This window comes from Simplicispira sedimenti (genome assembly GCF_022760965.1).
In the GTDB taxonomy this organism is placed as follows: domain Bacteria; phylum Pseudomonadota; class Gammaproteobacteria; order Burkholderiales; family Burkholderiaceae_C; genus Simplicispira; species Simplicispira sedimenti.
Genome location: NZ_JAKVIJ010000002.1, coordinates 191,745 through 217,505, shown reverse-complemented (window position 1 = coordinate 217,505; position 25,761 = coordinate 191,745). Strand labels below are relative to the sequence as shown.

Here is a 25,761-nt window from a genome sequence, read left to right as displayed (position 1 = left end):
GCGCAAAACACCTATTCCATCAGTAAGCGATGGTCATTCCCTGCAGGTCAATACGCACCACAGGGCGCGACAGCGCTGCAGTCACTGCGCGTGCAAACTGGCCCAGCCACTCGCGATCGCCCAGCCGGGAGACGCCCGCATCCCGCGCCACCACCAGCACCTTGTCGGCCAGCAGCACCTTGCCGCTGGCACGCAGAGGCTCGCACTCCATGGCAGTGAATTCGCCATCGAGCCAGAGCCGCGCCTCTTCGTGCGCCATGGGTGCGACGCCATCGAGTTCGAAACGAAATTCCTGACTTTGACCCAGGGAAACCGTCACTACGCTATGCATGAAATGCCTTTCAGTGGGGGATAAGAAACAGCCGCTAGCTTACACCTTGGCACGCTGGCGGCGCGCCAGAACGGCCTGAGACAGGTCGGCCAGCGCGTGGAGCGAGTCGTCCCAGCCCAGGCAGGCGTCGGTGATGCTCTTGCCGTATTCCAGTGCACCGGGCTGGTCCTTGCCCGGCGTGAACTTCTGCGCGCCTGCCACCAGATGGCTTTCGATCATGACGCCGAACACGTTGTGCGAGCCCGCAGCGATCTGAGCGGCAATGTCCCCCGCCACGTCGCGCTGCTTCTCGTGCTGCTTGCTGCTGTTGGCGTGGCTGCAGTCCACCATCAGCGTCGGCAGAAGCTTGGCGGCTTCCAGTTCCTTGCAGGCGGCGGCCACACTGGTCGCATCGTAGTTGGGCGCCTTGCCGCCACGCAGGATGACGTGGCAGTCCTTGTTGCCCTTGGTATTGACGATGGCGACCTGGCCATTCTTGTGCACCGACAGGAAGTGATGACCCCGGCTGGCCGACTGGATGGCGTCGGTGGCAATACGGATGTTGCCGTCCGTGCCGTTCTTGAAGCCGATCGGCGCCGACAGGCCCGAGGCCAGCTCGCGGTGCACCTGGCTCTCCGTCGTGCGCGCACCGATGGCACCCCAGGCGATCAGGTCGCCGATGTACTGGGGCGAGATCACGTCCAGGAACTCGCTGGCCGCCGGCACGCCCAGGCGGTTGATCTCAATGAGCAACTGGCGTGCGATGCGCAGCCCCTCGTCGATGCGGTAGCTCTCGTCCAGATAGGGGTCATTGATGAGGCCCTTCCAGCCCACGGTGGTGCGCGGCTTCTCGAAGTACACGCGCATCACGATCTCCAGCGTGCCCTGGTACTGGGCGCGCACTTCCTTCAGGCGGCGCGCATAGTCCAGCGCAGCCGCCGGGTCATGGATGGAGCACGGGCCGATCACCACCAGCAGGCGGTCGTCCTTGCCGTGCATGATCTGGTGGATGGTCTTGCGCGTCTGGGTGATCAACTGCTCCACCGCCGTGCCACGGATCGGGAAGAAGCGAATCAGGTGTTCGGGAGGGGGCAGCACGGTGATGTCCTTGATGCGTTCGTCGTCGGTCTCGCTGGTTTTCTCGACGCTTTGGTACCAGGCATCACTGGCGCTCAGGGCTTTGGGGCTCATGGGGTGCTTTCTGTGAGAAGTGGAAAGGGAAAACGCTCAAAAACAAAAAACCGCCGGGCTTTGCAGCTTCGGCGGTTGGGTGGGAAGTGTCTGGGTGCTCGCGCGCTCGCCTCTCATCCGCCTGGGACCGAGAACCAAAACCAAAAGTAAAAAGCGAAGCGCGATGGCATAGGGGCCGAATGTAGCATATTTGCGTTGCACTGCAGTATCGCGCCCGCGCCCGGCATTTCAGCCACGCAGCCGCTTCCACCAGGCCGCCATGCGCATCCAGGGCGTGGTGCCGGGAGGTGGCGAAGACTCCGGCACACCGCTGAGCAGGCTGGTGCCGCCCTGCTCATACATATCGATGAGCAACACCCCCTCGCCCAGAGTGCGCCAGGCCAGCAGTTCCACACGGTCAAAAGCGGCGCCTTCGCGGCTGCTGCGGCGCTCCAGCGCCTTGAGCCAGTCTTCGGCCGCCCTGCGCAGTTCGCGCAGAGCACTCTGGTAAGCACCGAACTCGTACAACGCATGCCAGGCCGAGCCAAGCCCGGTGATGAAACGCTGGTGCTCACGCACCGTACCCACCAGGCCTTGCGCATGCTGCGTGACCAGCGCCGCCTCGTGGCGCGCATGGCGCACCTTGACGGCCTCGTCGATCACCTGGGCCAAAGCACCCACGCTGTCGCGCATCTGGCGCGAATCCTCGTCCGCCACGCCCTCGCGCAGAAAACGGCTGATATCGCCAAATGTCTGGAGCGTTTGCAAGGACAAGGGGCGAGAGGCAGCCATGGCACGATTGTCCAACCTTCCCCCGCCATGCGCACCGGCCACCGACGCCCCCAGCCCCGAGGTGGTGCATGGCCGCAACACCTGCGGGCACTTCCGCCCCAAACCCCAGTAGCGGGCGCGGCCCCACCAGGGCTCCCGCGCAAGGGCCGCCCCGCAGTGCAGGGAGCGTCCCCCTGCCCGAATTGCGCAGCGATGCGAGAGCGGGGGGAAGGTGCCGAAGGCGACAAGGGGGGTGCCCCCTCCACCTATGCCGTGCCGCCCACCGTCAGCCCGTCGATGCGCAGGGTGGGCTGGCCCACGCCCACCGGCACGCTCTGGCCCTCCTTGCCGCAGGTGCCCACGCCGCTGTCCAGGCGCATGTCGTTGCCGATCATGCTGACCTTCTTGAGCGATTCGGGGCCGCTGCCCACGATGGTGGCGCCCTTGACGGGGTAGAGGATCTTGCCGTTCTCCACCCAGTAGGCCTCGCTGGCCGAAAACACGAACTTGCCCGAGGTGATGTCCACCTGCCCACCCCCAAAGTTGGTGGCATAGAGGCCCTTGCGGATGCTGGCAATGATCTCCTTCGGGTCCTTGTCGCCCGCCAGCATGTAGGTGTTGGTCATGCGCGGCATGGGAATGTGGGCATAGCTTTCACGCCGGCCATTGCCGGTGGGCGCCACGTTCATCAGGCGGGCATTCATGCGATCCTGGATGTAGCCGCGCAGAATGCCGTCCTCGATCAGCACATTGCAGCCGCTGGGCTGGCCCTCGTCGTCCACATTGAGCGAGCCGCGCCGGTCGGCCAGCGTGCCGTCGTCCAGCACGGTCACGCCCTTGGCGGCCACGCGCTGGCCGATGCGCCCGCTGAAGGCACTGGAGCCCTTGCGGTTGAAGTCGCCCTCCAGCCCGTGGCCCACGGCCTCGTGCAGCAGAATGCCGGGCCAGCCGGGCCCGAGCACCACCGTCATTTCGCCGGCCGGCGCGGGTCGGGATTCCAGGTTGACCAGTGCGGTGTTGACCGCCTCTTCCACATAACGCCCGATCTGGACGTCGTCGAAATACGCCAGGCCGAAACGCCCGCCCCCGCCCGCAGAGCCCACCTCCCGGCGACCGCCCTGCTCCGCAATCACCGTGACGGACAGGCGCACCAGCGGGCGCACATCGGCGGCCAGGGTGCCATCGGCACGCGCTACCAGCACCACGTCGTATTCGCTGGCCAGCCCGGCCATGACCTGCACCACGCGCGGATCGCGGGCACGGGCGCGCTGCTCCACCTTCTCCAGCAAGGCCACCTTGGCCGTGCTGTCCAGCGTGGCAATCGGATCGACGGCCGGGTACAGGCTGCGGCTTTTGGCCACCTTGCGTGCCTTGGCAGCCACCCGCGCGGAATGCCCCGCCGCCGCAATGCTGCGCACCGTGCGTGCAGCGTCCAACAGGGAGGCTTCGGAGATGTCGTCCGAATAGGCGAAGGCCGTTTTTTCTCCGCACACGGCACGCACGCCCACCCCCTGGTCGATGGAAAACGAGCCGGTCTTGACAATGCCTTCCTCCAGGCTCCAGCCCTCGCTGCGGGTGGTCTGGAAGTACAGGTCGGCATCGTCCACGCGGTGGGCGCGGATCTCTGCCAGGGCCCGTGCCAGGTGGCTTTCGTCCAGGCCAAAAGGGGCCAGGAGACACTGCTGGGCCTGGGCGATGCGATCAATGGTGGGCGCGCTGCGCGGCGCGCCAAGGGTGGGGCGAGAGGTCATCCGCAGGATTTTAGGCGGCCACGGCCCAGTGCGCCTCAGGCCACCACCGGTTTGCCGGGAACCGGCAGGCGCTGCGCCCGCGCAATCGACATGAGAATGCCCAGCGCCAGGCCCAAGGTCACCATGGCCGTGCCCCCGTAGCTCACAAACGGCAGTGGCACCCCCACCACGGGAAGCATGCCACTGACCATCCCCATGTTCACAAACGCATAGGTGAAGAAGATCATGGACACCGCGCCTGCCATGAGTCGGCCAAACAGCGTTCCCGCGCCCATGGCAATGGCCAGGCTTCGCCAGACGAGCATCAGAAAACCGAACACCAACACGAGGTTGCCCAGCAGCCCGAACTCCTCGGAATAGGCGGCAAAGATGAAGTCCGTGGTGCGCTCCGGAATGAACTCCAGGTGCGTCTGCGTCCCCGCCATGAAGCCCTTGCCAAAAACCCCGCCGGAGCCGATGGCAATCATGCCCTGGATGATGTGGAACCCTTTGCCCAGGGGGTCGCGCGTGGGATCCAGCAGCGTGCAGATGCGCTGCTGCTGGTAATCATGCAGGATGGGCCAGCGCACGCCGTCGGCACACCAATCGTCGCCCATCGCCACCAGCACGGCAATGCCGACCAAACCCAGCACCACGGGCGGCAGCACCAGCCTCCAGGGCAGGCCGGCGAAATAGATCACGGAAAGCCCTGCCGCCAGCACCAGCAGCGACGTGCCCAGATCGGGCTGCTTCATGATCAGCCCCACGGGCAGCGCCAACAACAGCCCCGCCACGACAAAGTCCAACGGACGCAACTGCCCTTCGCGCCGCTGGAACCACCAGGCCAGCATCAGCGGCATGGCAATCTTGAGAATCTCGCTGGGCTGGATGACGATGCCTACGTTGACCCAGCGCTGCGCCCCCTTCTTGGTGATGCCGAACAGGGCCACCGCCACCAGCAATGCCACCCCGGCCAGGTACAGCGGCACGGCAAACGCCATGATGCGCTGGGGTGGCACCTGGGCCACCAGGAACAAAATGCCCGCTGCGATCAGCATGTTGCGCCCATGGTCCACAAACCGTGTACCGTGGTCATAGCCCGCCGAATACATGGCCACCAAGCCCACGCCTGCCAGCATGAGGACAATGGCCACCAGCCAGCCGTCAAACCCCCTGAACAAGGGGAGGACGCGTTGCAGCAGGGTGGGCTTGTCGATCGTGGTGGCCATCCCGCGATTATCGCGGCCAGCGCGCAGCCCCTCCAGGGTCAGGTCCGCTGGCGAAACGCCATGACGGCCTGGTTGCGCAGCGTGCGCAGCAGCCCCAGCACCTTGTCATCCACCGCCAGGGCGCCGGGGCGCTCCTGGTCCGCATAGATCAGCGCAAACGGCCGCCCCTTGATCTGCAGGGGCAGCAGCAAGAAGGTGGGCGCATTGAGCCCCTTGCGGTACCACGCAGGAAGACGCTCCTGCATGCGGGCCTCGGTGGCGTCGCTGATGAGGGTATCGGCCCCACGCACACAGACCGCGGTGAACAGGTCGGCGGTTTCGCGCAAGGGCACCGCCAGGGAACGCACCGCCGCTTCGCTACCCTCCCCCAGCCCGAAGCGTCCCGTGAGCACGTCGGCGCGCGCATCACGCAGGGCAAACACGATGCGGCGCGCACCCAGCGCGCGGAACATGGCCTCCAGAATCATGCGCAGCACATCGTTGAGCGCAAAACCCTCGTTGACCATGGCATTGGTCACATCCTGGATGCCGGCCGACAGCACGTCCGCCATCTGCGCCTGGGCCTGGGGGCCACTGACAGGGGCCTGCACCGTCAGCGGCTGGGTGGCATGGGGATGCAGCTCGTGCGGCGCCAGCTCATCGCTGGCGGCGGCATCCACCACCGGCGCAGGCAAGCGCAGCAGACGTGCGGCGGCACTGTCGGGGGCCACCTGCAACTCCAGCGCCTGCGCCAGCGCCACCAACTGCTGGCGCGCGCGCAAGGTCGCATCGGCAAAGGCTTGTGGCTGCAGGGCCAGGGTGCGCGACCATTCCGAACCCAGCTTTTGCAGGCGAGCGTCCAACTGCTGCGGCTCCGTCTGCAGGATGGCCGTGGCCACTTCATTGGCCGCCCGCGCCAGCCAGCGCAGGCCCTCGGCCCCCTTCTCTGGCGGGCGGTGGGGCGGCGCCCCCAGCGGTTTGCGAATGCAGCGCTGCAAGGTTTCGGGCAGGCCCCACACCCGCGCCACGCCAGCGCCCAGGTCCTCCAACCCCAGCCCCAGCACCTGCATCGCGGCCGCCTCCTCCTCAGTGCCCGCCGCCACGGCGGTGCGGATCTGCGCCGCCTCTTCGGCGAAGTAGAAGGAACACAGCATGCGGCCCAGGTTCTGGAACAGTGCACCGATGAACGACTCCTCCGACATGGCCGCGCCACCCAGCTCGGAGGCCAGCGACGCAGCCATCATGGCGCGCAAAAACTCCTCGCGCATCTGCCCCGCATGCTGCCTGTCCTGCATGTGCTCCAGCAACACCAAGCCCAGCGCCATGTTGCGCACGGCATTGAAGCCCACCAGGCTGACTGCGCGCGAGACCGTGCTGACCGAGCCTTGGCTGGCATGCGCAAACAGCACGCTGTTGACCAGACGCAGCAGCTTGTGCGTCAGTGCCACGTCCTTGAGGATTTCGCGTGTGAGGTCGCTGATGCTGTCGTCCTCGGAGCTGGCCACGCGCTGGATGCGCGCCACCGAATCCGACAGCGCCGGAAAGTCGCTCTTGTGGCGCATGCGCCGCAGCAAAAAGTCCAGCGTGGCGTTGCCCGCTGTGGTGGAGGCACTCACCGGTGCGGCCCAGGCCTGCAGCGCATCGCGGAACTCCGCTGCCGAGGCATAGCGCTGCGCCGGGTCACGGGCCAAGGCGTGCTGCAGGATGGCGCGCAAGGCATCGTCCACACCGCTGCCCAGGTCTTTGGGCAGCTCGATGCGGTCGTTGGCAATGCGATACAGGGCCTGCCAGGTATCGGTCTGGTGGATCAGGGGGCGGCCCGTCAACAGCTCCACCAGCACCAGCGCGGCAGAGTAGATGTCCATCGCAGGCGCGGGCGGCATGCTGGCCGTGGCCTCGGGCGCCATGTAGGCCGGGGTACCGCTGGCCAACTGCGCATCGGGCGTGCTGGCCACGGCGGCAGCAAGGCCAAAGTCCATGACACGGGCGTTGCGCTGGGCGTCCACCATCACGTTCGAGGGTTTCAGGTCGCGGTGCACGATGCCCGCCGCGTGGGCCGCCTGCAGGCCGTCGAGCACATCCACCACCAGGGACACCGCGTCGTGTGGCGCACAGCGCCCCTGCCGCTCCAGGTGCTCGGCCAGCGTGCAGCCGGGCACATATTCAAAGACGATGTAGGGCTGCTGGCCCTGCACATCGGCCTCGAACACGGGCACGATGTGCGGATGCGCCAGGCGCCCCACATGGCGTGCCTCACGCAGCCAATGCTCCAGCACCGCGGCGGCGTCCTGCCCCTGCACCGGCGGCAGCAGCTTGATGGCCACCTCGCGCTGCAGGCGCGGATCGTGTGCCAGCCACACGCTGGCCTGCGCCCCCTTGCCCAGCAGGCGCCTGAGTTCAAAGCGCCCCACGGCGGCAGGCTGTGCACCGCCTCCGGTCAGCAGGCGCTTGGCAGTGGAGAGCGGGGCAAAATCGGGCATCGTGGGCCTGGGTTTGTAACAGTCTGTTCGCACATCTTATGCCTGCGCTTGCGCTTTGTACCAGTGTTTGCACCGGCTCCTCTTTTTGTCGCACCATGGCCACAACCCATCTGCTCTACCTGCACGGTTTTCGCTCCTCCCCCCAGTCTGCCAAGGCCCGACGCATGGCGCAGCATGTGGCCCAACACCACCCAGGACTGCACTTCTGGTGCCCCCAGCTCCCCCCCTCGCCGCGCCTGGCCATGGAGCAGGTGGCCCAGGGCATCGCCCAATGGCCGCTCGACCAGATGGCCGTGGTGGGCTCTTCGCTGGGCGGCTACTACGCCACCTGGGTGGCACGCCAGGCCCACTGTTCGAGTGTGCTGCTGAATCCGGCGGTGAATCCGGCCCGCGACCTGGAGCGCTACATCGGCGAACAAACCGCCTGGCACCAGCCCGAGGAGCGTTTTTTCTTCCGGCCCGAGTACGTGCAGGAGTTGCGCGCGCTGGACCTGCGCGGCCAGCCCCCGGCCGGGCCCGAGCTGGCCATCATCGCCAAGGGAGACGAAGTGCTGGACTGGCGCGAGATGGTGGCACGCTACCCCCAGGCCCGGTTGCGCCTGCTGGAAGGCGGAGACCATGCGCTGAGCGACTTCGACACGCACCTGGACGCCATCGTGGACTTCCTCGAACTGGCCTGACCCCTCCCTGCGGCAAGCCCATGGGACAATCGCGCCCATGTACGCATTGTTTGAAGAAGCCGGCAAGTTCCTGGCCGGTCGCATCCTGTCCGAAGCCGAGACCTCAGCCCAGATCGAGCTCGATTCCGGCAAACGGGTCAAGGCCAAGGCCGCCCACATCCTGCTCAAGTTCGAAAAGCCCGCTCCCGCCGAACTGGTGGTCCAGGCCCAGGCCGTGGCTGCCACCATCGAGCTGCCGCTGGCTTGGGAATTCGCCCCCGAGGAGGAATTCGGCTTTGCCGACCTGGCGCGCGACTACTTTTCCACCAGCGCCACGCTGGCCGAGCAGGCCGGCGCACTGTTCGCGCTCTACGATGCGCCGCACTACTTCCGCCGCGCCGGCAAGGGCCGCTTCAAGAAAGCCCCGGCCGAAATCCTGCAGCAGGCGCTGGCCGCCATCGAAAAGAAAAAGCTGGTGATGCAGCAGATCGCCGACTGGGCCGAGCAACTGGGCCAGGGCGAGTGCCCGCAGCCCATCCGCGAGCAGCTCTACAAAATTCTGTTCCGCCCCGACAAGAACGCGCCCGAATACAAGGCCGTGGTCGAGGCCAGCCGCGCCACGCACACCGCGCCGCTGGCGCTGTTGCAGAAGGCGGGCGCCATCGATTCGAGCTACCAATTCCACTGGAAGCGCTTCCTGTTCGACTTCTTCCCCAAGGGCACGGGCTTTCCCGCCGTCGCCGCGCCCCAGCCACCGGCAGACCTGCCGCTGGCCCCCGTGCAAGCCTATTCCATCGACGACTCGCAGACCACCGAGATCGACGACGCGCTCTCGGTGCAGGGCCTGGGCACGGGCACCGTCACGCTGGGCATCCACATTGCCGCACCGGGCCTGGCCATCCAGCCCGGCGGCGACCTGGACAAGCTGGGCCGCACGCGCCTGTCCACCGTCTATATGCCGGGCTACAAGATCACCATGCTGCCCGACGCCGTGGTGCAGATCTATACCCTGGACGAAGGCCGCGCCAACCCGGCCGTGTCGCTCTACGCGACCATCGACGAGCAGACCCTGGAGATCACCGCCACCGAAACACGCCTGGAGCGCGTGCCCGTGGCCGTGAACCTGCGCCACGACCAGCTTGACCACATCGTCACCGAGGCCTGGCTGCAAGACCCATCGATTCAGCATGAAAACACGCCCCAGGCCTTGCTGGAAAGGCGCGAGCAGCTATCCTTTTTGTACCGCCTGGCGCTCAAACTGAAGGCCGGGCGCGAGCTGGTGCGCGGCAAGCCCGAAACCTTCAACCGCCCCGACTACACCTTCCGCCTGCACGGCAACGACGGCGCCGAGCCGCAGGGCACGGAGCAGGTCACCATCGGCACGCGCAAGCGCGGCGCGCCGCTGGACCTGATCGTGGCCGAGGCCGCCATCGTCGCCAACAGCACCTGGGGCCAGATGCTGGCCGAACACGGCGTGCCCGGCATCTACCGCAGCCAGGCCAGCCTGGCACCGGGCGTGAAGGTGCGCATGGGCACCAAGGCCCTGCCGCACGCGGGCATCGGCGTGAAGAGCTACGCCTGGGCCACCTCGCCGCTGCGCCGCTACACCGACCTGGTGAACCAGTGGCAGATCATTGCCTGCGCGCGCCACGGCAAGACCGCCGCACTGGCCGCGCCGTTCAAACCCAAGGACGCCGACCTGTTCTCCATCATCAGCAGCTTCGATGCCGCCTACAGCGCCTACAACGGCTACCAGGCCGGCATGGAGCGCTTCTGGACGCTCAAGTACCTGGAGCAGAACGGCATCACCGAGCTGGAAGCCACCGTCTTCAAGGAAGGGCCCGGCGGCAGCTTTCTGGTGCGCGCCGATGCGCTTCCGCTGGTCTTCCCGGTGCTGGGCGCGCAAAACCTGCCGCGCGGCGCGCGCATCCGCGTGCGCCTGGGCGAGGTCGATGAGATCGCGCTGGACGTGCACGGCACCCTGATCGAGCGCCTAGACGACCCTGCGGACCCGAGCGACGACGGCCCCGTGGACGAGGCCGAGGACGACGAAGCCCTGCAGGCCGGCCCCATCGCCATTGCCGTGGACGTCAACGAGCCCGAGGCCGGCGCAAGCACCGATAATCCCTCCCCGTGAAACCGCTGACTTCCTTCCTCTCCCAGTGGAACACGCTGCAGCTGACGCTGGGCGTGTCGGTGGCGCTGCATGCCGCCGTGCTCTCGGTGCGCTTTGTCGATCCCGCAGGGTTTGACCGCATGTTCCAGGACACGCCGCTGGAGGTCATCCTGGTCAACGCCCAATCCAACGAGAAGCCCGACAAGGCCCAGGCCATTGCCCAGTTCTCGCTGGCCGGGGGCGGCGACGCCGACAAGGGCCGCGCCACCAGCCCCCTGCCCTACTCGGCACTGACCACCGTGGGCGACGACTTCGAGGAAGCCCAGCGCAAGATGGACGCGCTGCAGGAGCAGCAAACCCTGCTGCTTGCCCAGTTGCGCAAGGACATTGCCGCGCTGCCCGCACCCGACCCGCGCAAGCCCGCGCAGAACGCCCAGGAGGCAGCCGAGCAGGAGCGCCGCCGCCAGCTCATCAAGATGCTGGCCGAGATCGAAAAGCGCATCAACGAAGAAAACTCCCGCCCCAAGAAGCGCTACATCAGCCCCGCCACGCGCGAGGAGGTGTACGCCGTCTATTACGACCAGCTGCGCCGCAAGGTCGAGGACAAGGGCACGGTCAACTTCCCCGAATACGGCGGCAAGAAGCTCTACGGCGAGCTGGTCATGATCCTCACCGTCAACCACGACGGGCGCGTGCTCGGCACCGAGATCGTGCAGGGCTCGGGCAACTCGCGCCTGGACCGCCAGGCCGAAGCCATTGCCGTGGGCGCCGGGCCGTTCGGCAGCTTCAACCCCGACATGCGGCAGAAGGCAGACCAGATCGCCGTCGTCTCGCGCTTCAGGTTCACCCGCGACCAAACGCTGGAAACCTCCGTCCGATGACCCGCCCCACCGACCTGTACTGCGTCATGGGCAACCCGGTGGAGCACAGCCGCTCGCCGTGGATCCACGCCCGCTTTGCCGAACTCACGGGCCAGGCCCTGGCGTACGAACGCCGCCTGGTGCCACTCGACGGCTTTGGCGCTGCGCTGCGCGACTTTGCCCAGGCGGGCGGGCGCGGCTGCAACATCACCGTGCCCTTCAAGCTGGAGGCGGCGCAGGCTGCCAGCGTGCGCAGCGAGCGCGTGCAACTGGCGGGCGCAGCCAACACCCTGAGCTTCATCGACGGCACCATCCATGCCGACAACACCGACGGCCTGGGCCTGGTGGCCGACATCGAGCAAGGCGCCGACTTCGCCCTGGCCGGGCGCGACGTGCTGCTCGTCGGCGCGGGCGGCGCCGCCGCCGGGGCCCTGGGCCCGCTGCTGGCCGCGGGCCCGCGCCGCGTGGTGGTGGCCAACCGCACGCTGGAGCGTGCCCAGGCGCTGGTGCAATCGCACGCCGCGCTTGCAGCGCTACAAAAAACAGAGCTATCAGCGCAGTTCCCACAAGCGCTGGAGCATGATTTTGATCTCATCATCAACGCCACCGCCAGCAGCCTGGCCGGTGCCGAAGTACCCGTGCCTGCGCGCGTGCTGCGCCCCGGCAGCCTGGCCTACGACATGATGTACGGCCCTGCCGCCGAGGGCTTTCTCGGCTGGGCGCGTGAGCACGGCGCGACGCCGCGCGACGGCCTGGGCATGCTGGTGGAACAGGCCGCCGAGGCCTTCCGCATCTGGCGCGGCGTGCGCCCGCCCAGCGGCCAGGTGCTGGCCCAGCTGCGCGCGCTGATGGCCACACCCGCCGCGCACTGAGCGCCCACCGCCCATGAAAGCCCTGCTGCGCTGGATCGGCCTCGTCGCGTTCGCGGTGCTCGCGCTGGAGCTGTTCTTCGTGCTGCGCATCGCCGCCATGGCGGCAGTCAACCCCGAATCCACCACCTTCCAGCGCTCCGAGGCCTGGGCGCAGATCGCCAGCGGCGGCCCGCTGCGCTGGCGCCAGCAGTGGGTGCCTTATGCGCAGATCAGCGGCCACCTCAAGCGCGCCGTGATCGCCTCGGAGGACGACGGCTTCGTCAACCACGAGGGCGTGGACTGGAACGCCATCGAAAAGGCCTGGGAACGCAACGCCAAGGCCGAGGCACAAACCGCCAAGGCCCAGGCCCGCGCACCCGACAAGCCGGTGCGCGCACCCAAGATCCGCGGCGGCTCCACCATCACCCAGCAGCTGGCCAAGAACCTGCTGCTCTCGGGCGAGCGCACCCTCGTGCGCAAGGGCCAGGAATTTGTGCTCACGCTGGCGCTGGAGCAGTTCCTGAGCAAGGAACGCATCCTGGAGATCTACCTCAACAACGTGGAATGGGGCAACGGCGTCTTCGGCGCCGAGGCCGCCGCGCGCCACTACTACCGCAAGAGCGCCGCCGACCTCGCCCCGCACGAGGCCGCGCGCCTGGCCGTCATGCTGCCCGCGCCCAAGCGCTTCGAGAAGACGCCGAACTCGGCCTATCTGAGCGGGCGCACGCGCACCATCCTGGCGCGCATGGGGAGCGCCGAGCTGCCCTGACGCTCAGCGCCTCAGTTCGTCAGCGGCAGCGCTGCCCCCATCACCGCGAACAGCACGCCGCAGCCCTGGTTGAAGCGCCGCCCCACGCGCCGCAGCCAGGGGCGCACGCGGTGCGCCAGGCTGGCGAGGCCGAACTCGACCACGCACTCGATCATGCAGAACGTGCCCGCCATCACCACGTATTGCAGCCACAGGCTGCGCCCCGGCTCGATGAACTGCGGCAGGAAGGCGCCGTAGAACAGCAGGGCCTTGGGGTTGGAGATGGCTGCGAGCAGCCCCTGGCGGAACATCACCGAGCGGCGCACGGGGCCGTGCTGGCCGTCGATCTCGGGCATGTCCAGCTGCAGCGGCGGCGCGCGCCAGAGCTGGATGCCCAGCCACACCAGGTAAGCGCCGCCGCCCCATTTGAGCAGCACCAGCGCGTCGGCCGAGGCGCGCAGCAGTGCGCCGATGCCCAGCATGGACAGGCCGATCAGCAGCGCGAAACCCAGGGAGCCGCCGGTGATGGTCCAGAGCGTGCGCCGGCGCCCGTGCAGCGCGCCGTGCGCCAGCACCAGCAGGCTGTTGGGGCCAGGGGTGAGCGACAGGCCCACCGACGCCAGCAGATACACCCACCACAGGGACCAGGCCATTGCTGCACTCCGAAAAGAACGTTCCAGACGCCGTGCAGTCTAGGCCGGCGGTACGCCTTTGCCATGCTCCGATCTGGCTTATATTGCGACCGATCTGGACATTTTTTCACCTGCATGGCCGCGCATCCCTCCCACGAACCGGCGCCGCAGCGGCCCGACGTGCGCCTACTGCTGCTGCCGCTGCCAGAGTTCACGCTGCTGCCGTTCGGCGGCTTCCTGGACAAGCTGCGCTTTTCGGCCGACGACGCGGACCGCAGCCGCCAGCGCCACTGCGCCTGGACGCTGCTGGGCATCGACGCGCAGCCCGTCACCTCCAGCAGCGGCGTGCGCGTGGAGATCGACGCCACGCCTGCCGATGTGGACTGGCGCGCGTTCGACTACCTGGTGGTGTTCGGCAGCCGCACGGTGGAAAAGTCCATGGCCCTGGCCGGGGCCTATGCGCCCGTGCTGCGCGCCGCCAGCCGCCACGGACTGCCGCTGGTGGCCATCGACAACGCCTGCTTCCTGCTGGCGCGGGCCGGGCTGCTGCGCGGCCACGAGGTGGCGCTGCACTGGCGCCACGTGGCCGAGTTCCGCAGCGCCTTCCCGCGCATCGCGGTGCGCGGCGAACTGATCTACTGCTTCGACCGCGACCGCATCACCTGCGCCGGCGGCACCGCCGCCATCGACATGGCGGTGGAGCTGCTGGCGCGGCACTGCGGCCGGGCACGCGCCTGCAAGGGCCTGGCCGACATGCTGGTGGACGAGCCCCGCCACCCCGCGCACCCCCTGCGCTCGATGGAGGGCGACCCGCGCCTGGGCAGGCACCTTTCGCGCGCCATCGCCCTGATGCGCAGCGCGCTGGGCGAGCCCATGGGCATTCCCGAACTGGCGCGGCGCATCGGCATCGGGCGCCGCCACCTGGACCGGCTGTTCCAGGAGCGCTTTGGCGTGAGCGCGCACGAACACTGGACCCGGATGCGCCTGGAGCATGCGCAATGGCGCGTGCAGCACTCCCACCACAGCCTGGCGTCCATCGCCGGCGAGGTGGGCCTGGCCAGCGCCGCCAGCCTGGGCCGGCTGATGCGCCAGCACCTGGGCCAGAGCCCCGGCGCGCTGCGCGCACAGCGCGCCGCCCCGTCCTCCCCTTGACCCTTTTGCCAATGCCCCCCATGCCCCACGCCCCCTCGCTCCCCGCCCTGCCCCACCTGGCCCACCGCACGGAGGCCGGCCCCGTCCGCGTCCTCATGGTCTGCATGGGCAACATCTGCCGCAGCCCCACCGCCCACGGCGTGCTCGAAAAACTGGTGGCTGACGCGGGCCTGGCCCAGCGCATCGCCGTCGATTCGGCCGGCACGCACGGCTACCACGTGGGCGAGCCGCCCGACGAGCGCGCCCAGCAGCATGCCGCACGGCGCGGTTATGACCTCTCGGCGCAGCGCGCGCGCCGCCTCGTGGCCCGCGATTTCGAGGAATTCGACCTGGTGCTGGTGATGGACGCAGCCAACGAAGCCCATGCCCGCCCGCTGTGCCCACCCGGACAGCACCACCGCCTGCTGCGCCTCACGGATTTCTGCACCACCGTGCAGGCCTACGAGGTGCCCGATCCCTACTACGGGGGCGCAGCGGGCTTCGAGCACGTGCTCGACATCGTGGAAGACGCCTGCCGGGGCCTGCTCGGCGTGCTGGCGCCCGCCACCGGGAGCCGCCCCTAACGGTTGCCTGCGCGCCGCCCTGTTCGCCCCCTATCATCCCCCCATGCTTGCCAAGTTGATGGGTTTCTTCCTGCTGGGCCTGGTGCGCGTGCTCACCGGCTCGCAGGCACGCTGGTACGGTTGCCCGCCCAAGGCGGAGCAGCGTATCTATTTTGCCAACCACCAGAGCCATGCCGACCTGGTGATGATCTGGGCCGCACTGCCCGAGGAGCTGCGCAGCATCACCCGCCCTATCGCCGCGCGCGACTACTGGACGAAATCGCCTTTTCGGCAATGGATCACCACCGCCGTGTTCAACGCCATTTACGTGGAGCGCCAGGCGGCCACGCCGCCCACGGCCCCGGCAGCTGCGGTCGTTGCCGACAGCGCCCAGCCCGGCGGACCCGACCCGGCCAGCGAAGCACCACCCCCGCCCAGCCCCGAGGCCCTGCGCGCCGCGCTGCCCGAGGGCGACCCGCTGGCACCGCTGGTGCGCGCGCTGGAAAGCGGCGACTCGATCATCATCTTCCCCGAGGGCACGCGCGGCCATGGCGATGACCCGCAGCCCTTCAAGTCGGGCCTGTTCCGGCTGGCGCAGATGTTCCCCCAGGTGGTGCTGGTGCCGGCCTGGATCAACAACGTACAGCGCGTCATCCCCAAGGGCGAGGTGGTGCCCGTACCCATCCTGTGCTCGGTGACCTTCGGTGCGCCCATCCAACTGGAGCCCGGCGAGGAACGCCGCCCCTTCCTCGACCGCGCGCGCCGCGCCGTCATGGCCTTGAGGGAGGTGTGACGCGATGAATTCCTTTCTGCGCAGCCTCTCCACCACGCAGCAGATCGGTGCGCTGTTCCTGGTGGTCTTTGGTGTGCTCTCGCTCGTCACCCTCTGGGCTTTTGTGCGCGGCCTGCGCGAAACGCCTGCGGGGGATGCCGACGCCGCCGCCGCACGCAAGGCCAAGGGGCGGCGCCTGCGCGGGCTTTTGCAGACTTCCTGGGCCATGGCCACGGTGTTCTGGGTCGGCTGGGTGCTGGGCGACACGGCAGCCACGGTATTGTTCGCGCTGGTGGCGTTTTTTGCGCTGCGCGAGTTCATCACGCTCTCGCCCACGCGGCGCGGCGACCACCGCAGCCTGGTGCTGGCCTTCTTCGTGGTGCTGCCGCTGCAGTTCGTGCTGGTGGGTACGCGGCATTTCGACCTGTTCACGGTGTTCATCCCGGTCTATGTGTTCCTGGCGCTGCCCGTGGTGAGCGCGCTGGCCAACGACCCGCAGCGTTTTCTGGAACGCAGCGCCAAGCTGCAGTGGGGCATCATGGTCTGCGTCTATGGCATGAGCCATGTGCCCGCACTGCTGCTGCTCGACTTTCCGGGCCAAGGGCCGGGGCGGGGCGCCTTCCTGGTGTTCTACCTGGTGCTGTCGGTGCAAACCTGTATGGTGGTGCAGCACCTGCTGGGACGACGCTTTCCGCACCAGCCCGTGGCGCCCGCGGTGAGCCAGAGCTTCCAATGGGCGAGCTGGCTGGCCGGTGTGGCCGTGGGTGGGCTGGTGGGCGGGCTGCTGTCGTTCATCACCCCGTTCAAGCCGGGGCAGGCGCTGGGCATGGCACTGCTGGCCTGCACGGCGGGCAGTCTGGGGCATCTGGTGATGAAGGCGCTCAAGCGCGACCGGGGCGTGACCAGCTGGGGCATGCAGGGCCAGTCGGTCACCGGCGCGGGCGGCCTGCTCGACCGCGTGGATGCGCTGTGCTTCGCCGCGCCGGTGTTCTTCCATTCGGTGCGCTGGTATTTTGGTTTATGAATGAATTGGCCTCCAGCGCTTACCCACAAAGCGCAAGCAGCTATCAAAACAATAGCAAATGAGAATCCTTGGCATTGACCCCGGTTTGCAGACCACCGGCTTTGGCGTAGTCGACGTAGAGGGCCACCAGCTGCGCTACGTGGCCAGCGGCACCATCCGCACCACCAAGATCGCGCTGGGCGACCTGCCTGGGCGCCTGAAGGTGCTGTTCGACGGCATCGGCGAGGTGGTGGCGCGCTACGAGCCCGACGTGGCCACGGTGGAGATCGTCTTCGTCAACGTCAACCCCCAGTCCACCCTGCTGCTGGGCCAGGCACGCGGCGCCTGCCTGACCGCGCTGGTGGCGCGCGACCTGCCCGTGGCCGAATACACCGCGCTGCAAATGAAGAAAGCCGTGGTCGGCCATGGCCGCGCCGCCAAGTCCCAGGTGCAGGAGATGGTGCGCCGCCTGCTCGACCTGCCCGGCCTGCCCGGCACTGACGCCGCCGACGCGCTGGGCCTGGCCATCACCCACGCGCACGCGGGCGCAGCCATGGCCAGGGTGGCGCAGGTCACCGACTTGCAGCGCCGCCAGCATGCGATGTACAAGGGCGGGCGAAGCTACTGACTCTTGCCCTGCATCCACATGCCTACGTCGTTTGCGCTCTTCAAATACCCCCACGGGGGCCGCCCGCTGATCGGCCCGGTGCGGCGCGGGGTGATGTATGGCGGTGCGGTGCTGGCACTGCTGGCCACGGTGCTGGCCTTCCCTGTGGGTGCGGTGCTTTGGCTGGTTCCGGTGGTGGCGCGGCTGTCGGCGGCGCGCTACCTGCAGATCGGGCCGCGCTACCTGCTGTGTGGCGACACGATTGTTTATTTTGGCAACGTGCAGCGCATGGTGCTCGCCAGAAGCGAGGGGCGCCTGTCCCTGTACGGCGCCGACAAGGGCAAGCCGCTGGTCATCGAGCGCAGCAAGTTCCCCACCAACGCGCGCAAGCCCGACAAGATCGCCAAGAACAAGGACACCAAGTTCGAGAAGGTCTCGGCACGCATCATCGAGGGCGTGCTCAAGGCCGCGCCCGGCACACCGCTGGAGGAAGCCTGAGCATGGACGCAGCCGCTCACACGCGCACCTTCGAGCGCTCCATCCACCTGCTCTACGTGCCCACGCTGTGCTGCAACCTGAGCTGCAGCTACTGCTACCTGGGCAAGCAGACCAGCGAGGCCGCGCTCAAGCGCGACGCGCAGCAGGCCGAGCACACGCTGCGCCATACGCTCGATGCTTTGCGCGCGGCCGGCGTGCTGGCCTTCAACGTATCGCTGCACGGCGGCGAGGTGACCACGCTGCCGCCCGAGGTGCTCGACGCGCTGTTCGGCATGATTCGCGCGCACTACCGCGAGCATTTCGACGCGCTGAACGCCCTGGGGCACCGCAAATCGGCGCCGCACATCAAGACCAACCTGTTCAAGTTCGCGCCGCTCTACGAACTGTTCGACCGGCACAAGGTGTCCATCAGCGCCAGCATCGACCTGCCGCTGGCCCTGCACGAGCGCCACCGCACCACGCGCGGCGGCACCGGCTGGCTGCCGCGCACGCTGGAGAACATCCGCCTGCTGGCGCGCTACCCGCACGCCAAGAAAATTTCCGCCACGCTCAGCAGCGAACACCTGCAGGACATGCAGGCGCTGGTGGACGACATCTGGTTCATCCACCGCGAGCTGGGCTTCGACATGAACCAGTTCAACCTGATGTTCGCCTTCGGCTCAGAGCTCAACCGCGCCGCCAAGGGCGAGGCCGTGCTCACCCCCGCCACGCCCGAGCAGCAGCAGCGGCTGTACGACACGCTGCACGCCGCCTTCCTGGGCACCGAATTGGAGGAAGGCCTGCGCCGCCACTGGTTCGACGAGTTCACGCCCGGCTACTGCACCAACGCCGCCAACTGCGGCGAGCGCTTCTACCTGCTGCAGAGCGACGGCTCGGTGTACTCCTGCGTGCGCGGCCAGGGCATTCCGGAATTCCGCTACGGCAACGTGTTCGAGCAGCCCATCCTCGACATCCTGGACAACGGTGCGCGCAAAATCCGCGCGGTGCACCAGGCGCACGGCTTTGACAGCGCCTGCCAGGGCTGCAGCCACCTGTCCACCTGCCACACAGGCTGCCCGGTAGTGAAGCACCAGAACCACAGCGGCCGCTCCTACACCTGCGGCCTGCAAAAGCGCATCTACGCCGACGCCCCGCTCAGCTACCCCGCCGACCCGCCCGACGTACAGCAGGATTACGCGCAGCAGTACCAGCTCGCCACGCACCCCGGCCTGGCCTTCACGCAACCCACGCCACGCCCCACCACGCGCCGCCTGGTGCTGCCCAGCGACCTGGGCGAAGAGAAAAACACCCTGCCCGCGCTCATCGATGCCGACCCGGTGCTGCAGGCGCTGTTCGATGGCAGCGCCTTCGTGCTTGAAGTCAATGGCGAGGCCATCGCGCTGGAATCGCAGTTGCTCAAAACCCAGCGCAGCCTGCACACCCTGGTGCCCGGCGACCGCGTGCGGCTGCACCTGCGCCGCGACCTGCTGGCGCAGAACTGCCCCGAGGCCGTGCGCAACACCATTTACCTGCAAATGCTGCGCGACACGCCCGTGGTCTATGGCGACGAACAGCGCAGCAAGCAGGCGCATGTGTTCACCTACCAGCTCTACGCCGACTTCCTGGAGCCCAGCGCCCTGCTCGGTGACGACTTCGCGCAGGTGGACCTCTCTAGCCTCATCGAACTGCACCGCGCGCACTACCAGCGCGGCGTGCTTAACAACCTGTTCGTGACGACCTTCTTTTTGCGCGAGTACCACTACCAGAAGCAGAAGGCCAACGCCTTCTACCATGTGCAGACGGCCAACCTGCCGTTCCAGAACTTTGAATTCCATTTCCTGCCATGAACACCATCGACCTGCAGCGCACCGCCTACACCGTGGAATGCTTTCTGAACGCCCTGCGGCTGGAAGACGGCCCCGCGCGCACCCAGGTCGAAGAACCCCTGGTGCGCTGGTTGGCCGACAGCGCACGCGGCAAGCAAGACCACCTGATCTACCAGGAAGGCCGCATCTCGTGCCACGCGGGGGGAAAGGTGGTGCAAAGCTACGACGTGCCGCAGGCACGCCAGATCCAGACCCTGTGGTGCAACGGCGCCAAGCTCTCGGCCATCGACAGCGCCGCCTACAGCCGCAATGCGCAGTTGGTCATGCTGGGAACCGCCGGGTTGTTCCTCACCCTGCCCGGCCAGCTACCGGCCAAGGAACGGGACAAGGGCCGCAGCAGCAATAACAACAATAACAACAATAACAACAATAACAACGGGTGAACTTCAGGGCTGCCGGGCTTCCCGCTGCCACTGTCACTTGCGCACCGGCATCTCCAGCGTCACCGTTGTGACACCCTCCTGCCCAGCCCCCAGTCGGGCCTGGCGCGGGCCCAGCGACTGCAGCACCAGCCCGGCATCCACCGTGGCGCCCACGCGGTAGGGTTTGGCGGGTTTGCCGTCCACGGCGATGAGGGCGGCGCCGCTGCCGCCCTGTTGGCCCGCCAGCACGCCCACCAGCGCAAAGCGGCTGGAGACAGGCGCTGCAGCGGCCTGGGGCGTCTGTGCGGTCACCGCGCCCAGCAGCCGCGCCATGGCCTGCATGTCAGCAGCCACGGGGGCGGGGGCGGCAGTGGGCGCAGGCATGCCGGGGGGGCGAGCCGTGAGGCGCAGGCCCCAGTAGGCCGCGCTGGCGGCGGCCAGTGCCCAGATGGCCAGGGTGCTCAGGCGCACGCCCCAGGGTTGGTGTGATCGGGTCTGCATCGCGCGATTATGATTCAGCCGATGCACGGGATGGCCCGTGGCCCTTCTTCAACCGCCTGCCGACCATGAACCTTTCCGACTCTTGCGCGCGCCGCACGCTGGCCCGTGGCTTCACACTGATCGAGCTGATGGTGGTGCTGGTCATCATCGGCGTGCTGGGTGCGCTGATCGTGCCCAACGTGCTGGACCGTGCCGATGACGCCCGCGTGACTGCTGCGCGCACCGATGTGACCAATCTGATGCAGGCGCTCAAGCTCTACCGGCTGGACAACCAGCGCTACCCCACGGCCGACCAGGGCCTGCAGGCGCTGATTGCCAAGCCCACCTCGGGCCCGCAGCCGCTCAACTGGAAGCCCTACCTGGAAAAGCTCCCCAGCGACCCCTGGGGGCGCCCCTACCAGTACCTCAGCCCCGGCATCAAGGGCGAGGTGGACGTGATGTCCTTTGGTGCCGACGGCCAGTCCGGCGGCGAAGGCAAGAATGCCGACATTGGCAGCTGGCAATAGGCCGCTGTGGCGCCCGCAGCGGCTGCGGGGCTTCACATTGCTGGAACTGCTGGTGGTGCTGGCCATTGTGGGCCTGGCGATGGCCGGCGTGGCCCTGGCGCTGCGCGACAACGGCGGCGCCCTGCTGGAGCGCGAAGGCGAGCGCCTGGCCGCGCTGCTGGAGGCGGGCCGCGCACAGTCACGCGCCAGCGGTGTGGCGGTGCGCTGGCGGGCCGATGGGCAGGGGTTCCACTTCGACGGCCTGCCCGAGAAGACGCTGCCCACGCAATGGCTGGACGCACAGACCCAGGTGCGCGGCACGGGGCAGTTGTGGCTGGGCCCCGAGCCGCTGATCGGGCCACAGCAAGTCACCCTGGCCCACCCTTCCTGGCCCGAGCGCAGCGTGCGCGTGGCCACCGATGGGCTGCGCCCCTTCACTCTGGAGGCCGCACCTTGAGCCCCCAGTCGCCCTCGGTACAGCGCGGCTTCACGCTGGTGGAGGTGCTCACGGCCCTGGCCATTGTGGCGATTGCCTTGCTGGCGGGCTCCCAGGCCAGCAGCGCGCTGGTGCGCAACGCCCAGCGCCAGTCCGATGTGCTGCTGGCCCAGATCTGCGCCGAGAACGCGCTGATCGCCACGCGCCTGTCGCGCCAGATGCCGCCGATTGGCGACACCACGCAGCCCTGCGACCAGGCGGGCCGGGGCTTGCTGGTCAACCTGGTGGTGCGCCCCACGCCCAACCCGTCGTTCCGCCGGGTGGATGCGCAGGTGTTCGACGACTCCCAGCCGGTACTGCGGCTGTCCACCATCGTGGGTCGCCGCTGATATGGCACACCCCCCTGTGGCGCTACGCGCCTTCCCCCCGCTCTCGCAGCGCTGCGCGCTGCGGGCAGGGGGACGCTCCCAGCGCGGCGGGGCGGCCCTTGCGCGGGAGCCCTGGCCTAGGCCCTGCCGGTGTCATGCGTTGCGGGCAACGCCTACGCGGAATGGAAGTTTGTTGAGCGCACGCGGGTTCACGCTGATCGAGCTGCTGGTGGCCATTGCCATCCTGGGGCTGGTGGCCGTGCTGAGCTGGCGTGGGCTGGACAGCATGGTGCGCACGCAGACCCAGACGCGCGAGCGCAGCGAGCAACTTTTGACGCTGCAGGCCGCCCTGGGGCAATGGAGTGCTGACCTGGACGCACTGCTGCCCCTGGCGCACACGGTGCCCATCGACTGGGACGGCCAGGTACTGCGCCTGACGCGCCGCAGCCCGGTCGATGCGGGCGAAGGCGCGTTGGTGGTGGCCTGGGCGCGGCGCAATGTGCAGGGACAGGACCTGTGGCTGCGCTGGCAGTCTGCCCCCCTGCGCACGCGCGGTGCCTGGTCACAGGCCTGGCTGCAGGCCGCCCAATGGGCGCGCAACCCGGCCGATGTTGACCGGCGCAACGAAGTGGCCATCCTGCCCCTGAGCGACTGGCGCGTGTTCTATTACCGGGGCGACGCCTGGAGCAACCCGCTGTCCAGCCCCGGCACACCGCCAGCCGACCTGAGCGCCGTCGGCGCGCTCATCCCCGACGGCGTGCGCCTGCAACTGGATTTGCCCGGCGGCGCTGCCCTGGGCGGCACGCTGGTGCGCGACTGGGCCAACCCCCTGCGCGGCGGAGGCAAGTCATGAGCCCACGCACCCGCTGCCGACAAGGCGGCGCCGCACTGCTGGCGGCCATGCTGACCGTGACCCTGGTGGCCACCTTCGCTGCCACGGCGCTGTGGCAGCAATGGCGCAGCGTGGAGGTCGAGGCAGCCGAGCGCACGCGCATCCAGTCCGCCTGGATCCTGATCGGCGCGCTCGACTGGTCGCGCCTGATCCTCATCGAAGACAGCCGCGCGGGCGGCGCCGACCACCTGGCCGAGCCCTGGGCCGTGCCGCTGGAAGAGGCGCGCCTGTCCACCTTTCTGACGGCAGACCGCAACGTGACGCAGATCGACGATGCAGGCGGCGGCGAAGAGGCCTTCCTCTCGGGCCAGATCATCGACCTGCAATCGCGCCTGAACCTGGCCAACCTGGTGAGCGGCGACACCGTCAACGAAGCAGCGTTGGCCCAGTTCGAGCGCCTGTTTGCCCAGTTGGGCCTGCCACCGGCCGAACTCACGGCCCTGGTGCAGGCCCTGCGCCAGGCCCAGGCACCGGGCAACGAAAGCACCGACGCCCCGCTGATGCCGCAGTCCCCCAGCCAACTGGCCTGGCTGGGCCTGGCGCCGCGCACGCTGGCATTGCTGGCACCACACATCACGCTGCTGCCCGAGCGCAAGCCGGTCAACCTCAACACCGCCGGGGCCGAGGTGCTGATGGCCACCCTGCGTGGCCTGGACCGCGCGGGCGCCGACCGGATCATGGCGGTGCGCCAGATGCAGCCCTTCCGCTCGGTGGACGATGTCAAAAAGCTGCTGGGCGAGCAGATCGAGGTCAGCGGCAGCGAGCATGGCGTGGCGTCCAGCTATTTTGAAGTGCACGGCCGCCTGCGCATGGGGCCCACGGTGGTGCAGGAGCGCTCGCTGGTGCGCCGCATGGGCCTGGAGGCCACCACCGTCTGGCGCGAACGCACGGGGGCGCGGGTACCGGGCATGTCCTGAGCAGGCCGGACATACACGCCCCCTACAATGGCCCGCGAACTTTTTCCATGAGCACCCTCGTCCTTCACCTCCCCCTGGCGCGCAATGGTGGCGCCACCGAATACCGCTACACGCTCAGCGCAGACGGCCACCAGGCCACGCGCCACGGCACCGCGGCCGCCAGCACGCTGCCCGCCGTGGGGCGCGCCAGCGAGATCGTGGCCCTGGTGCCGGTGCGCGCGCTGTCCTGGCAGCGCGTGACCTTGCCCCCCGGCGTGGGGCCGAACAGCCCGCGCCTGCGCAACGTGCTGGAAGGCCTGCTCGAAGACCGCCTGCTGGACGACCCCGCACAACTGCATTTCGCGCTGGAGCCCGGCGCACGCCCCGGCGCCAGCGCCTGGGTGGCCGTTTGCGACCGCGCCTGGCTGCGCGACGCACTGCAGGCCCTGGAGGCCGCGGGCCGCCCCGTGGCCCGCGTGGTGCCCGAGCTCGCCCCCGGCGCCACCGACGCCGTGCTGGTGCTGGGCACCTGCCCCGAAGACGCCCTGCTGGCCGCCACCCCCGGCCCCGACCAGGGCGTGGTGCTGCTGCCCCTGGCTGCGGCCAGCATGGCCCTCACTGGGCTGGACGCCGACCCACCCCCGCCCCTGGTCGCCGAACCCGCCGTGGCCGCGCTGGCCGAACAAGCCCTGGGCCGCAGCGCCCAACTGCAAACCGAACACGAACGCGCCCTGCTCGCAGCGCGCAGCCCCTGGGACCTGGCCCAGATGGACCTGGCCAGCAGCGGCCGCACCCGCACCCTGCGCAAGGCCGGGAGCCTGGCAGGCCAACTGCTGCGCGCACCCCAATGGCGCGCTGCCCGCTGGGGCGCCGCCGTGCTGCTGCTGGCGCACCTGGCCGGGCTCAACGCCTGGGCCTGGCAGGAACGCCAGATGCTGGCCACCAAGAAAGCTGCTGCACACAACGCCCTCACGCAGACTTTCCCGCAGGTCAAGGTAGTGGTCGATGCCCCCCTGCAGATGGAGCGCGAACTGGCCCAGTTGCGCCAGGCCGCAGGAGGTCTGGCGCCGCGCGACCTGGAGGTTTTGCTCGCCGCCGCCGCCCAGGCCCTGCCCGCACAGGCACAGCCCAGCGCCATCGACTTTGGTGCAGGCGAACTGCGCCTCAAGGGCCTGAACCTGACCGACACCGACCTGGCCGACGCCCAGGCCCGTGCCCGCGCCACCAGCCACCAGCTGCGCCTGGAAGACGGCACCCTGATCGTGCGCGAACAAGCCCAATAAGCCCCCCCATGACCCGCACCGCATCCTCCGCCTCCGCCCTGCAAGCCGCCTGGAACAAGCTGGCCCCGCGCGAGCAAACCCTGGTGAGCGCCGCCGCTGCCGTGGTCGGTCTGGCGCTGCTGTGGTGGCTGCTGCTGGCCCCTGCGCTGCACACGCTGCGCAGCGCCAGCGCCCAGCACGCCAAGCTGGACGCCCAGTTGCAGCACATGCAGGCGCTGGCGTCCGAAGCCCAGCAACTGCAGGCCCAGCCCCGCACCAGCCCGGAAGACGCGGCGCGCGCACTGCAGGCATCGGTCACCGCCACCCTGGGTGCAGGCGCCAAACTGGCCCTGTCGGGCGACCGCGCCACGCTCACGCTGCAAGGCGTGCAGGCCGACGCCCTGGCCAACTGGCTGGCCCAGGCCCGCAACAACGCCCGCGCCGTACCGCAAGAGGCCCACCTGACCCGCAGCGCCAACCCGCGCCAGGGCAATGGCGCGCCCACGCCCACCGTGCGCTGGGACGGCACCCTGGTGCTGAGCCTGCCCACCCGTTGAGCCGCACCGTGCCCAGCCGTCCATCCCC

General features: G+C 68.6%; 28 protein-coding genes. 20 read left to right on the top strand and 8 right to left on the bottom strand.

Features of this window, described 5'->3' with window-relative positions:
- Window positions 1–19: 19 nt before the first annotated feature.
- From MJ602_RS03520 to MJ602_RS03495, 6 genes are all read right to left on the bottom strand, one after another.
- The gene (locus MJ602_RS03520) at window positions 20–331 is read right to left on the bottom strand and encodes a hypothetical protein (protein ID WP_162017186.1); all 312 of its coding nucleotides are present in this window, start codon (window positions 329–331) and stop codon (window positions 20–22) included.
- A 39-nt stretch (window positions 332–370) separates the two neighbouring features.
- Window positions 371–1,501, bottom strand: a complete 1,131-nt coding sequence (locus tag MJ602_RS03515; RefSeq protein ID WP_243019420.1) for a 3-deoxy-7-phosphoheptulonate synthase — start codon at window positions 1,499–1,501, stop codon at window positions 371–373.
- 228 nt (window positions 1,502–1,729) lie between these two features.
- Window positions 1,730–2,272: a hypothetical protein gene (locus tag MJ602_RS03510; protein ID WP_243019419.1), complete on the bottom strand. Its 543-nt coding sequence runs from the start codon at window positions 2,270–2,272 to the stop codon at window positions 1,730–1,732.
- 245 nt (window positions 2,273–2,517) lie between these two features.
- The gene (tldD, locus tag MJ602_RS03505) at window positions 2,518–4,002 is read right to left on the bottom strand and encodes a metalloprotease TldD (protein ID WP_162017189.1); all 1,485 of its coding nucleotides are present in this window, start codon (window positions 4,000–4,002) and stop codon (window positions 2,518–2,520) included.
- Window positions 4,003–4,037: 35 nt separating this feature from the next.
- Window positions 4,038–5,210 (bottom strand): rod shape-determining protein RodA, encoded by a 1,173-nt coding sequence (gene rodA, locus MJ602_RS03500; RefSeq protein ID WP_162017190.1) that lies wholly within the window; start codon window positions 5,208–5,210, stop codon window positions 4,038–4,040.
- A 38-nt stretch (window positions 5,211–5,248) separates the two neighbouring features.
- Window positions 5,249–7,669: a serine/threonine protein kinase gene (locus MJ602_RS03495; protein ID WP_243019418.1), complete on the bottom strand. Its 2,421-nt coding sequence runs from the start codon at window positions 7,667–7,669 to the stop codon at window positions 5,249–5,251.
- Between the two features lie 95 nt (window positions 7,670–7,764).
- On the opposite strand from MJ602_RS03495, the gene MJ602_RS03490 reads away from it, so the two are divergent.
- Genes MJ602_RS03490 through mtgA form a run of 5 tightly spaced genes read left to right on the top strand, consistent with a single transcriptional unit; the run spans window position 7,765 to window position 12,924 of the window.
- Window positions 7,765–8,349, top strand: coding sequence for a YqiA/YcfP family alpha/beta fold hydrolase (locus tag MJ602_RS03490; protein WP_243019417.1), 585 nt, complete (start codon window positions 7,765–7,767; stop codon window positions 8,347–8,349).
- A 37-nt stretch (window positions 8,350–8,386) separates the two neighbouring features.
- Complete coding sequence (locus MJ602_RS03485; protein ID WP_243019416.1) at window positions 8,387–10,465, top strand: ribonuclease catalytic domain-containing protein; 2,079 nt, start codon at window positions 8,387–8,389, stop codon at window positions 10,463–10,465.
- Window positions 10,462–11,325, top strand: coding sequence for an energy transducer TonB (locus MJ602_RS03480; RefSeq protein WP_243019415.1), 864 nt, complete (start codon window positions 10,462–10,464; stop codon window positions 11,323–11,325). The genes MJ602_RS03485 and MJ602_RS03480 overlap by 4 nt, the downstream gene beginning before the upstream one ends.
- Complete coding sequence (aroE, locus tag MJ602_RS03475; RefSeq protein ID WP_243019414.1) at window positions 11,322–12,176, top strand: shikimate dehydrogenase; 855 nt, start codon at window positions 11,322–11,324, stop codon at window positions 12,174–12,176. The genes MJ602_RS03480 and aroE overlap by 4 nt, the downstream gene beginning before the upstream one ends.
- Before the next feature lie 13 nt (window positions 12,177–12,189).
- The gene (gene mtgA / locus MJ602_RS03470) at window positions 12,190–12,924 is read left to right on the top strand and encodes a monofunctional biosynthetic peptidoglycan transglycosylase (RefSeq protein ID WP_243019413.1); all 735 of its coding nucleotides are present in this window, start codon (window positions 12,190–12,192) and stop codon (window positions 12,922–12,924) included.
- A gap of 11 nt (window positions 12,925–12,935) precedes the next feature.
- Here the strand turns inward: mtgA and MJ602_RS03465 are convergent, their stop codons facing one another.
- The gene (locus tag MJ602_RS03465; protein WP_243019412.1) at window positions 12,936–13,556 is read right to left on the bottom strand and encodes a LysE family translocator; all 621 of its coding nucleotides are present in this window, start codon (window positions 13,554–13,556) and stop codon (window positions 12,936–12,938) included.
- A gap of 114 nt (window positions 13,557–13,670) precedes the next feature.
- Here MJ602_RS03465 and MJ602_RS03460 point away from each other — a divergent pair, with 114 nt between their 5' ends.
- From MJ602_RS03460 to MJ602_RS03425, 8 genes are read left to right on the top strand one after another with little or no spacing between them, the layout of a single operon-like run.
- Complete coding sequence (locus tag MJ602_RS03460; RefSeq protein ID WP_243019411.1) at window positions 13,671–14,687, top strand: GlxA family transcriptional regulator; 1,017 nt, start codon at window positions 13,671–13,673, stop codon at window positions 14,685–14,687.
- Between the two features lie 20 nt (window positions 14,688–14,707).
- Window positions 14,708–15,250, top strand: a complete 543-nt coding sequence (locus tag MJ602_RS03455; RefSeq protein WP_479725623.1) for a low molecular weight protein-tyrosine-phosphatase — start codon at window positions 14,708–14,710, stop codon at window positions 15,248–15,250.
- 43 nt (window positions 15,251–15,293) lie between these two features.
- Window positions 15,294–16,022: a lysophospholipid acyltransferase family protein gene (locus tag MJ602_RS03450; protein ID WP_243019410.1), complete on the top strand. Its 729-nt coding sequence runs from the start codon at window positions 15,294–15,296 to the stop codon at window positions 16,020–16,022.
- 4 nt (window positions 16,023–16,026) lie between these two features.
- Window positions 16,027–17,025, top strand: coding sequence for a phosphatidate cytidylyltransferase (locus MJ602_RS03445; RefSeq protein ID WP_243019409.1), 999 nt, complete (start codon window positions 16,027–16,029; stop codon window positions 17,023–17,025).
- 58 nt (window positions 17,026–17,083) lie between these two features.
- Entirely contained in the window at window positions 17,084–17,632 is a 549-nt protein-coding gene (gene ruvC / locus MJ602_RS03440; RefSeq protein WP_243019408.1) for a crossover junction endodeoxyribonuclease RuvC, read from the top strand.
- 18 nt (window positions 17,633–17,650) lie between these two features.
- Window positions 17,651–18,109, top strand: coding sequence for a hypothetical protein (locus MJ602_RS03435; RefSeq protein ID WP_162017202.1), 459 nt, complete (start codon window positions 17,651–17,653; stop codon window positions 18,107–18,109).
- Between the two features lie 2 nt (window positions 18,110–18,111).
- Window positions 18,112–19,935: a radical SAM protein gene (locus tag MJ602_RS03430; RefSeq protein ID WP_243019407.1), complete on the top strand. Its 1,824-nt coding sequence runs from the start codon at window positions 18,112–18,114 to the stop codon at window positions 19,933–19,935.
- Window positions 19,932–20,357: a hypothetical protein gene (locus MJ602_RS03425; protein WP_243019406.1), complete on the top strand. Its 426-nt coding sequence runs from the start codon at window positions 19,932–19,934 to the stop codon at window positions 20,355–20,357. The genes MJ602_RS03430 and MJ602_RS03425 overlap by 4 nt, the downstream gene beginning before the upstream one ends.
- A gap of 33 nt (window positions 20,358–20,390) precedes the next feature.
- On the opposite strand, the gene MJ602_RS03420 is transcribed toward MJ602_RS03425, so the two are convergent.
- Window positions 20,391–20,837 carry a type II secretion system protein N gene (locus tag MJ602_RS03420; RefSeq protein WP_243019405.1) on the bottom strand — a complete coding sequence of 149 codons (447 nt, stop codon included), beginning with the start codon at window positions 20,835–20,837 and terminating at the stop codon, window positions 20,391–20,393.
- 65 nt (window positions 20,838–20,902) lie between these two features.
- Here MJ602_RS03420 and gspG point away from each other — a divergent pair, with 65 nt between their 5' ends.
- The 7 genes from gspG (at window position 20,903) to gspM (ending at window position 25,733) form a co-directional block, all read left to right on the top strand.
- Window positions 20,903–21,343, top strand: coding sequence for a type II secretion system major pseudopilin GspG (gspG, locus tag MJ602_RS03415; RefSeq protein WP_162017208.1), 441 nt, complete (start codon window positions 20,903–20,905; stop codon window positions 21,341–21,343).
- Window positions 21,318–21,779, top strand: coding sequence for a prepilin-type N-terminal cleavage/methylation domain-containing protein (locus tag MJ602_RS03410; protein WP_243019404.1), 462 nt, complete (start codon window positions 21,318–21,320; stop codon window positions 21,777–21,779). The genes gspG and MJ602_RS03410 overlap by 26 nt, the downstream gene beginning before the upstream one ends.
- Window positions 21,776–22,147, top strand: a complete 372-nt coding sequence (gene gspI, locus MJ602_RS03405; protein WP_243019403.1) for a type II secretion system minor pseudopilin GspI — start codon at window positions 21,776–21,778, stop codon at window positions 22,145–22,147. The genes MJ602_RS03410 and gspI overlap by 4 nt, the downstream gene beginning before the upstream one ends.
- A 169-nt stretch (window positions 22,148–22,316) precedes the next feature.
- Entirely contained in the window at window positions 22,317–22,979 is a 663-nt protein-coding gene (locus MJ602_RS03400) for a prepilin-type N-terminal cleavage/methylation domain-containing protein (protein ID WP_243019402.1), read from the top strand.
- Complete coding sequence (gspK, locus tag MJ602_RS03395; protein WP_243019401.1) at window positions 22,976–23,935, top strand: type II secretion system minor pseudopilin GspK; 960 nt, start codon at window positions 22,976–22,978, stop codon at window positions 23,933–23,935. Before MJ602_RS03400 ends, gspK begins: the two co-directional genes overlap by 4 nt.
- A gap of 47 nt (window positions 23,936–23,982) precedes the next feature.
- A complete protein-coding gene (gene gspL, locus MJ602_RS03390; protein ID WP_243019400.1) occupies window positions 23,983–25,197 on the top strand; it encodes a type II secretion system protein GspL in 1,215 nt (404 codons plus the stop codon).
- Between the two features lie 8 nt (window positions 25,198–25,205).
- A complete protein-coding gene (gene gspM / locus MJ602_RS03385) occupies window positions 25,206–25,733 on the top strand; it encodes a type II secretion system protein GspM (RefSeq protein ID WP_243019399.1) in 528 nt (175 codons plus the stop codon).
- The last annotated feature ends 28 nt before the right edge of the window (window positions 25,734–25,761 follow it).

Excerpts from the sequence above, each read along its gene's own strand:
- MJ602_RS03520 (WP_162017186.1), bottom strand. The coding sequence starts at position 331 with ATGCATAGCGTAGTGACGGTTTCCCTGGGTCAAAGTCAGGAATTTCGT.
- MJ602_RS03515 (WP_243019420.1), bottom strand. The coding sequence starts at position 1,501 with ATGAGCCCCAAAGCCCTGAGCGCCAGTGATGCCTGGTACCAAAGCGTC.
- MJ602_RS03510 (WP_243019419.1), bottom strand. The coding sequence starts at position 2,272 with ATGGCTGCCTCTCGCCCCTTGTCCTTGCAAACGCTCCAGACATTTGGC.
- tldD (WP_162017189.1), bottom strand. The coding sequence starts at position 4,002 with ATGACCTCTCGCCCCACCCTTGGCGCGCCGCGCAGCGCGCCCACCATT.
- rodA (WP_162017190.1), bottom strand. The coding sequence starts at position 5,210 with ATGGCCACCACGATCGACAAGCCCACCCTGCTGCAACGCGTCCTCCCC.
- MJ602_RS03495 (WP_243019418.1), bottom strand. The coding sequence starts at position 7,669 with ATGCCCGATTTTGCCCCGCTCTCCACTGCCAAGCGCCTGCTGACCGGA.
- MJ602_RS03490 (WP_243019417.1), top strand. The coding sequence starts at position 7,765 with ATGGCCACAACCCATCTGCTCTACCTGCACGGTTTTCGCTCCTCCCCC.
- MJ602_RS03485 (WP_243019416.1), top strand. The coding sequence starts at position 8,387 with ATGTACGCATTGTTTGAAGAAGCCGGCAAGTTCCTGGCCGGTCGCATC.
- aroE (WP_243019414.1), top strand. The coding sequence starts at position 11,322 with ATGACCCGCCCCACCGACCTGTACTGCGTCATGGGCAACCCGGTGGAG.
- mtgA (WP_243019413.1), top strand. The coding sequence starts at position 12,190 with ATGAAAGCCCTGCTGCGCTGGATCGGCCTCGTCGCGTTCGCGGTGCTC.
- MJ602_RS03465 (WP_243019412.1), bottom strand. The coding sequence starts at position 13,556 with ATGGCCTGGTCCCTGTGGTGGGTGTATCTGCTGGCGTCGGTGGGCCTG.
- MJ602_RS03460 (WP_243019411.1), top strand. The coding sequence starts at position 13,671 with ATGGCCGCGCATCCCTCCCACGAACCGGCGCCGCAGCGGCCCGACGTG.
- MJ602_RS03455 (WP_479725623.1), top strand. The coding sequence starts at position 14,708 with ATGCCCCACGCCCCCTCGCTCCCCGCCCTGCCCCACCTGGCCCACCGC.
- MJ602_RS03450 (WP_243019410.1), top strand. The coding sequence starts at position 15,294 with ATGCTTGCCAAGTTGATGGGTTTCTTCCTGCTGGGCCTGGTGCGCGTG.
- MJ602_RS03445 (WP_243019409.1), top strand. The coding sequence starts at position 16,027 with ATGAATTCCTTTCTGCGCAGCCTCTCCACCACGCAGCAGATCGGTGCG.
- ruvC (WP_243019408.1), top strand. The coding sequence starts at position 17,084 with ATGAGAATCCTTGGCATTGACCCCGGTTTGCAGACCACCGGCTTTGGC.
- MJ602_RS03435 (WP_162017202.1), top strand. The coding sequence starts at position 17,651 with ATGCCTACGTCGTTTGCGCTCTTCAAATACCCCCACGGGGGCCGCCCG.
- MJ602_RS03430 (WP_243019407.1), top strand. The coding sequence starts at position 18,112 with ATGGACGCAGCCGCTCACACGCGCACCTTCGAGCGCTCCATCCACCTG.
- MJ602_RS03425 (WP_243019406.1), top strand. The coding sequence starts at position 19,932 with ATGAACACCATCGACCTGCAGCGCACCGCCTACACCGTGGAATGCTTT.
- MJ602_RS03420 (WP_243019405.1), bottom strand. The coding sequence starts at position 20,837 with ATGCAGACCCGATCACACCAACCCTGGGGCGTGCGCCTGAGCACCCTG.
- gspG (WP_162017208.1), top strand. The coding sequence starts at position 20,903 with ATGAACCTTTCCGACTCTTGCGCGCGCCGCACGCTGGCCCGTGGCTTC.
- MJ602_RS03410 (WP_243019404.1), top strand. The coding sequence starts at position 21,318 with ATGCCGACATTGGCAGCTGGCAATAGGCCGCTGTGGCGCCCGCAGCGG.
- gspK (WP_243019401.1), top strand. The coding sequence starts at position 22,976 with ATGAGCCCACGCACCCGCTGCCGACAAGGCGGCGCCGCACTGCTGGCG.
- gspL (WP_243019400.1), top strand. The coding sequence starts at position 23,983 with ATGAGCACCCTCGTCCTTCACCTCCCCCTGGCGCGCAATGGTGGCGCC.
- gspM (WP_243019399.1), top strand. The coding sequence starts at position 25,206 with ATGACCCGCACCGCATCCTCCGCCTCCGCCCTGCAAGCCGCCTGGAAC.